The 7,610-nt window shown below is 31.9% G+C and carries 6 protein-coding genes; all 6 read right to left on the bottom strand.

Features of this window, described 5'->3' with window-relative positions:
• A partial coding sequence (locus M915_RS07255; protein ID WP_036730662.1) for a VWA domain-containing protein occupies positions 1–3,182 on the bottom strand: 3,182 nt, incomplete at its 3' end.
• Between the two features lie 219 nt (positions 3,183–3,401).
• The gene (locus tag M915_RS07250) at positions 3,402–4,310 is read right to left on the bottom strand and encodes a hypothetical protein (RefSeq protein ID WP_009221795.1); all 909 of its coding nucleotides are present in this window, start codon (positions 4,308–4,310) and stop codon (positions 3,402–3,404) included.
• 338 nt (positions 4,311–4,648) lie between these two features.
• A complete protein-coding gene (locus M915_RS07245) occupies positions 4,649–4,882 on the bottom strand; it encodes a DUF951 domain-containing protein (RefSeq protein ID WP_036730660.1) in 234 nt (77 codons plus the stop codon).
• Positions 4,876–5,712 carry a mechanosensitive ion channel family protein gene (locus M915_RS07240; protein ID WP_036730655.1) on the bottom strand — a complete coding sequence of 279 codons (837 nt, stop codon included), beginning with the start codon at positions 5,710–5,712 and terminating at the stop codon, positions 4,876–4,878. The genes M915_RS07245 and M915_RS07240 overlap by 7 nt, the downstream gene beginning before the upstream one ends.
• A 1-nt stretch (position 5,713) precedes the next feature.
• Positions 5,714–6,778 carry a hypothetical protein gene (locus M915_RS07235; protein ID WP_051259817.1) on the bottom strand — a complete coding sequence of 355 codons (1,065 nt, stop codon included), beginning with the start codon at positions 6,776–6,778 and terminating at the stop codon, positions 5,714–5,716.
• Between the two features lie 91 nt (positions 6,779–6,869).
• The gene (locus M915_RS07230) at positions 6,870–7,532 is read right to left on the bottom strand and encodes an S-layer homology domain-containing protein (RefSeq protein ID WP_036730653.1); all 663 of its coding nucleotides are present in this window, start codon (positions 7,530–7,532) and stop codon (positions 6,870–6,872) included.
• Positions 7,533–7,610 lie beyond the last annotated feature (78 nt).

Below are 7,610 nucleotides of genomic sequence, written 5' to 3'. Positions count from 1 at the left end.
AAGGTTTCTTCATAGTTCGCAGGACCTGTCACCTTGAAGCTGAACTTAATTGGAGTTCCTCTTAAGCCTCTTACTCCGTTTCCTGTTTCTAACAGTTTCTTAGCTACTGTCAGTTTACCCAATTCATTTTCGCCACTCTTAACGGTGTTGGTAATACTGTTATTTTGAGTATTAAATTCACCCAATATCCAATTGTCGTTGTTGACATCTCCCGGATTCTTAAAGCTTTCTTTTACATAGAATATATACTCATCACCTGTTGCAGTTGTAGTTTCTAAGCCTGCCCAAGTTGCAGTTGTTGTGCTTCCGTTTATTTCTTTAACTTCTGCTCCCGGTACCTGTTCACCTGCTGCATTTCCAATTCTTCGCCACAACTCAAAATTCATAGTTGATCTTGTTACTTTTTCATCTCCTGACCATACTTTTGTGGCTGTAAATGTACCATTATTAGGTATTTCATAAGTGTTGGTAATTTCATTGCCATGCTGACTTACTGTATAGATATGATTATTTACTGTTATCTTGTTATCCGCACCTACGCCGGCTTCCTTTACTGTATATTCTATTGGCAAATGTGTAGTTGCGTTAATAGCCTGTACAGTCCAAGTATAGGTAAAGCTGGTTGCTGTACCGCTTGATGGTGCAATTGTCGGAGTTACACCTTCAACCTTATTTCCATCTGCATATAATTCAAATACCGGTGCGGTATGATCTGCTTCTGGTCCATTTTCCCAAGTTTTAGTAGCTGTTACATTTACTGTCGCACTCGAATTGTAGACATTAGTAAAGTCAATAACCTGTCCTAATGCTCCTCCTGCAGTTACTTTATATAGGGTTATTTCCACTTCTTTGCCTTGTTCCCCTAATTTCGGAGCATATGGTAATATACTTGCTAAATCTTTTTCTGTCACTATATAGGTTGTAAATCTCATCATGTGAGGAATTGTTACTGTTTGATTCATTCCTACCGTTTGATCCCAGTTATGTTCATTTTCCATTCCCGGAACTACTCCTGCTTTCCTCTTCAAATTAATTGTAAAGGTTGGAGGAGTTTGTCTGCTTATTCCCCTAGATTGCTCTACAATCTTATGGATACTGATCTTAGCTCTGGCCTCTTCTTCTTCCCAATTTTTAAAGGTAACGTTCAGTCTTTTCCCTGCTGTTCCACCGGGTATTGAACCCGTAATAGATTTACCTATACCGTCGCCTGCCGGTGCATCACCGGTTGTCGTTGGTAAATCACCATTTGCCGTTACCTCAAATTTATTATAATAGGTCGTAACATTAAAATTTAATGGATTTTCATTATTTTCATCATATACCTTTGCAGTACTAAGTTCATATACACGATAATCTGCATTTTTATCAGGATTGTGAATGATTTTTTGTTCGCCGGGTCTTAGACCGATAGTTTCGTGGTAAGTATATCCACTTCCAACGACTTTTTCCACCTTGAATTGGAATTCACGCTTATCTGAATCCACTGCCGCTCCGCCTGCATTGTTTGTAACAACCTTATTCAATACAAACAATTTAGGTGTTACTTGAGTTTCAGGAAAATCTGTTGTTTGTGGATTCCCATTCTGGTCTGTATAGGTCATAGAGATTTGACCTAACGGATTAATTCCATTTTCAGGACTGTTATTTTTCAAAATAGCATCATTTATTGTCACGGTATATGTTATATACTCATACTTTAATGACGGATCATTTTCATCAAATACTGTGGCTACTGTTGCCATTGTCCATTTCGGCTTTCCGTCAACTACTGTAATTTCTGAGCCGGGTGAATGCCCTGCTGTTGTGGGATCAAAATCATCCGGCAACTGGAATCCTGTATTAAAGTTAACATTTACTGTTGCTTGATTTACAGTTTTTAGTATTTGTGCTGCTATTTGTTCAAATACAGGAGTTAGTTGGCTTACATCTGTTACCTCTGTAAAATCTCCGGGAGCAGATGCAATATCACGAAGAACCCCGCTTCCCGTTGCATCTGTTTGTAATCCAACTGTAAATACACGCATATTGGCGGCTTTTGCAAAGCCAGACTCGGCAATGGCGCAGTTTCCGCTGTTGTAATAATGATATTCGTAGGTTGGGAATATTCCTCCACCAATCTTCACTCTTTCATATTGTTTCCACATGCTGTTGCCTGATCCGGTAGCTGACTCGTTGTATAAAAATTCATTTTCCGGCAACTGCTTACCTGTTTGTTTCTCATGGGTATGACTTCCCGGTCCTCCATCAATCAAATAATTATTTGGATGAGATATTTTGTAATTGAATGTCGGCACACCATCTGAAAGCACGACCATATATTTCTTATCTGCACCGGATCCGGCAAGCATTGTTCTGGCTTGCTTTACTCCAGCTTGAGTAAAGGTTCCACCTGTAGCTGATAAAGCATTAATCGCACTATGCAATTTGGCTTTATTGCTTGTAAAATCTGATACAATGCTAACATTTGAGGCAAAACGCACAATACCTATTTGTGTATTTGGTGATCCGTCCAGCACATTGTCAACAAAGGCATTAGCGGCGTTTTTTGCACCCTTCATACGCCCAAAGTCATTCATACTGCCTGATGTATCTATGACCAGTACAATCTTAGAGGTTTTAACAGAATCCCTTGCCGCTACAAGCATCTTTACTGTCCACTTGTTAGCTATATTTGGGTCTTCTTCCACAACCGGCTTATATGCCTTTACAGAACCCTCATTTACTAAATCAGGATCAAGTGTTCCGCCGGGATTAATTAAATTTTGAACCCATTGAGGCGCTGATGATTCTCTATTTCCGGCATTTCTAATCATATTACCTGAAACTTTAAATATTTTAGTTTCTTCAAATGGTCCATAGTTAATTGTTCCATCCGGAATTTCATTCCCAACTAAGTTGTCCGGATTTTTAGCCGCTTGATATGGGCTTTCCTTAGCTTTTTCGCCTTTAATTGAATCCACATCTAAATCAGTAGCTTCAATCTCTTCAAAATTTTCTTCTTTAGAGTTTTTTCCTATACCTACAGGATTTTTTACTTCTCCTGCATTTTCTTCGATGAAATTACTATTTGACTCATTTTCCATTTCAGCAAAAACATTTAACGGCAACGATGTCATAAGTAAAATAAATGCTAATGTAAAAGCTAAAAGCTTTTTTGTAATAGTTTTTTTATTATCTTTCATCTTTTTCCTCCTTAATAATTTTCCTGCCATTCAGCATACATACATAGTCAATATTATTATATAACAATTGTTGACTAAAATATATATTAAAATAAATATTCTTAACCTTAGTCGCAATAATTTTCTTTATAGCTATTCAGTTTGTAGTATGGCAATCGACAATTTTAAAAGAAAATTAAAAAGGTAGAAATAACTGCTAAGTTTATTTCTACCTTTTATTTATTTTTGTGATAACTCATTTGTAAGCTTTACAAAATTTTCTTTTACTTTATTAAAACTGTTTTCATATATCTTTATACTATCCAATTCAGAATTCTTGTCTGTACTTTCAATAGAAGTAACTAATAAATAGTAATCTCTATTTTGCAATTTAAAACTATCTAAAAATTCCTCATACATTCTTTTAATCTTCTCATTACCTTTTAAATAACTTGAATCTAATATACTGTTATAATAATTTTCAAATGAAAAGAGAGAGTTTTTTAAAGAAACTAATTTTGAATAATTAGTTCCGTTAAATTTCAAATCTTCCATCACACTTTTTTGAACTTCATATAAGTCAGCATAACTTTTTGAAATAGATGAGTAGAATTCTTTATCAGTTTTTAAATCAGTATACTGTGGTGCTTTTAAATAATCATTACCCAAAGATTTATATCCGGTCGCAGTATTTATAACTATCATTTTTTTTATATTATCATATTCAACATTAAAATCTAATACAGATGCCAAATCTCTAATTCTAAAATAATTATATCCATTAATATTTATTGAACTGAAAATTATCGGTCTTCCATCAATATAAAGCTTTGTTGTAATTAGATTCGTCTTTTCAACTTTAGAGTATATCAAAAGTAAATTTTCCTGATATTCCCTTCCACGAATTAAATCAATTTTATTTTTTTGAACATCATAGCTCACATCAAATCTCTTATTTGTTTTATTTAATGCTGATGCTATATCTCTAATCCTATAGTAGCTATATCCTTCTACTTTATATGCAGGTATATTTTTTACAGTATCATTTATTTTTACAAGCTGATACTCCAAATTCACATCTATTTCTTTTGCACTTACCTCAAACGAAATTAAAATCAAAATTAAAATTAATAAATATATTTTTTTCATATTAAACCTCTTCGTATAACATTATATCATACTTCATAACAAAATCTTGATTTCTTAATCTTTTTAAAAATTTCTTAATATTTGTAAACAAAAAGATGATTGTATAATTAATCAAACATTTGACGGTATCTATAATACTTATGATTATTACGAATTTTAATAATCTTTTCTTCTAATTCCCACCCGGATTTTTCTATTAAATTTCTTTTGCAATACACAAATGTTGCCTTCGGCATCCCTGTATATAAGAATATTTTGACATAAAAATACCGACCTCCAATCGTTAGATTTTTTTTGGTCTAACTTTTTGGGGTCGGTACAAAAAATTACCGCATCTTTTATTTGGTTTCTTCATCATCTTTCTTATGATGAATTATGCTTATGAACTTTTCTCCTTCTTTTATTTTCCTAATTCTCTTTTCAAAATCAATTCTACTTATCCAAATCTGTCTGTCACAGCCAAGACATTTAAGCTTAATGTCTACACCGGTTCTTAGTATCTCCCATTTATTTTCTCCGCAGGGATGCCCTTTTTTCAGTGTTACGACATCTCCAACTTCATATACTAACATTGATTTACCTCCGCTTTTACGATTGGAAGCTCAACTTTATTTTTAATAAATGCTTCCACCACTTTTTGTCTTATTTCATATTCCACTTTAAATTGTTCTCCGGGTTTTGCATAAACTGCAACTGTTATTTCATATCCTCTATCCGTATTATTTGTAACTCCCCAAACGTCAGGTCCTTTTAAAATTCTGTCATCATCTTTTAAATATCCTATATTTTCTCTTATAAGTTCTATTATATTTTTAGGTTCTTCTTTTATGGAAACAGGAAATACTATTTTTGCTCTCATATCTCCTCTTTGTTTATTAGTTACTATACCGATTTTTCCATTTGGAATTATATGAAGTTCACCGGCAAAATCACGAAGTTTTGTACATCTTATCCCAATATCTTCTATATATCCTTGATAATTTGAAATCTCAACTAAATCTCCTACACTATATTGATTTTCAGCTATGATAAATACTCCATTTATTACATCTTTAACGAGATTTTGTGCCCCAAATGAAATTGCAATTGAACCTACTCCCAAAGTTGCAAATAATGATGTCGAATTAAACCCCAAAACTTCAATCGTCAACATTACAGCTAAAAAATATATTATAATTTTTGTCATCTTTATAAAGAGATTAGTAATTGTTACAATTCTCATATATGAATTATGTTTCTTAATACTTTGTGAATGTAAATTTTTTTTAATTATAAAAGATATGAACAATGAAAATAAATATGCTACCAGAAAAATTATACATATTTCAAAAATCTTTCCAAAAAAATTTAAATTTCCATTTTCAGCTTTTAAATATTTCATCACATTCTCAAATTTTTCCATATCAAATTCCTGCCTCTGCATCATTTTTATTAAAATTTCTGCTGTTAATTACTTTATATAAACTTATCTTTCCATCTTTCATTGTTCCTATTTTTATCCCGGATATTTCAATTTTATCTACCGAAGTTCCAAGCCTTTTATAAAATTGTCCAGCTTTACCCAGGTCTCCACCTATATCACTATCTCCATATGCGTAAATTGAATTGGAAACTTTTTCTAATCTATCTACGTTCGCCGCTAAAATAGTTTTAGATTTTTCTTTAAGATTTAAATTGTACTTTGAAATTATATTTGAATGTAGCAAATATATGTTTCTATCTGCAATTAAAATATCACTTATATTCGGTATTTCAATAGATTGCTTATTATCTTTTAAAAATATATACATCTTTTTATCGGTTACCATAACAGTTCTATTTTTGCTTTGACTTAAGAAAAGAGTTATTTCAGAAGAGTAGCTGTTAACTTTTTTATTTCCGTTTTTTACAATAGTAACTATATTTTGATGCCCTGTTGCCTCTATTTTAAATTCTGCTATTGCATAATAAGCTCCGGAACCATAAACATCATATGCTAAAATATAATTGGATGTAGAATACAAGTCATATAATTTCCCATCACTTTTTAAAATTTTTAAGCTCTCTTGATTATCTCCTTTAAAATGTAAAATTATATTTTTATTTTTATAACTTATATTATATAAATACTCATCAAGCTTTAATGTATTTACAAGTTCACCTGTTTCATTGTATTCATAGAGTTTTTTGACATCTTCATCATATAAAAATCCATAATTATTAGCAAAAAAAACTTTTAATTCTCTATTCTTTGAGCTTACACTCTTTATTAAATTTGCATTTTTATCACAAATATACATTGTCTTTCCGTCAAATATCATAAGCCCGTTAGTGCTTATATGAAAATCAGATGCCGAATCTGTAACATTTACAGATCTGTCGAAAACAATATCTTTATTGCTGAACAAACTCGATTTTGTTAAGAATAAAAATACTAAAAGCACAAATACTATTATTAAAAGTATAATCTTTATATATTTCTTAAACATAATAAACCTCCACTGTTATTATATCACAGAAAAAATTCTACATTAAACATAAATTAAAAAAGAGCCTATCAATTACAGATAGCACTCCTTCTTAATTGTAGAGATTACGATCTCCGAACTTGATTTTACTGTCAACCACTACTCTCTTGTCAGGAAGTCCATATTCATCCATTAACATATCGAGTATTTTACAAATTTCTCCTCTTGAAATACCGGCGTTAGGTCTCAAAAGAAGATCCGGGCCTCCATCAACTACTCCTACACCAATAAGAACCCCTGCATATCCTCTATTCTCAGCAGAAAATGCCTGTGCATCTTTAAATTTAGTTGTAGCTGAAACATCAGGCTTAAGCTTGTACATATAGCCAAGTATTCCCATTACTTCTTGTCTTGTAATCGGTCTGTCAGGATTTAACTTTCCTGTTGTAGGAATTAAATATCCCGCCTTAATTGCCTTTGCAACTTCCTTATAATACCAATCGGAAGTTGTAACATCAGAAAAAGTAACAGCATAAGTTTTTTCCAAGTTTGCCATAGAATTTACAACTGCATAAAATTCAACTCTTGAAATATAATTATCCGGTTTAAACATATCAGATTCATATCCTACAATAAAACCTGCATCACTCATACTATCAATATACTTTTCTGCCCAATGTCCCCTTGTATCTTGATATTTTTTAGCATAAACATTTGAAGAACTTAAAACTAAGAGAAGAGTAAGTAATAACAGTATTTTCCTACCCCTTTTCATTTAGCCTTCACCTTTTTTATAGTTAATATACTTTGACTAATACCATTATACCAACAAATTTGTCTAATGATTTTTAAG

Origin of the sequence: Peptoniphilus mikwangii, assembly GCF_000468535.1 — a bacterium.
GTDB lineage: Bacteria > Bacillota > Clostridia > Tissierellales > Peptoniphilaceae > Anaerosphaera > Anaerosphaera mikwangii.
The sequence above is the reverse complement of the archived record's forward strand: the minus strand, read 5'-3'. Positions and strand labels throughout refer to the sequence as shown.

Coding starts and splice junctions, on each gene's coding strand:
- M915_RS07250 (WP_009221795.1), bottom strand. CDS start 4,310: ATGAAAAAAATATATTTATTAATTTTAATTTTGATTTTAATTTCGTTT.
- M915_RS07245 (WP_036730660.1), bottom strand. CDS start 4,882: ATGTTAGTATATGAAGTTGGAGATGTCGTAACACTGAAAAAAGGGCAT.
- M915_RS07240 (WP_036730655.1), bottom strand. CDS start 5,712: ATGGAAAAATTTGAGAATGTGATGAAATATTTAAAAGCTGAAAATGGA.
- M915_RS07235 (WP_051259817.1), bottom strand. CDS start 6,778: ATGTTTAAGAAATATATAAAGATTATACTTTTAATAATAGTATTTGTG.
- M915_RS07230 (WP_036730653.1), bottom strand. CDS start 7,532: ATGAAAAGGGGTAGGAAAATACTGTTATTACTTACTCTTCTCTTAGTT.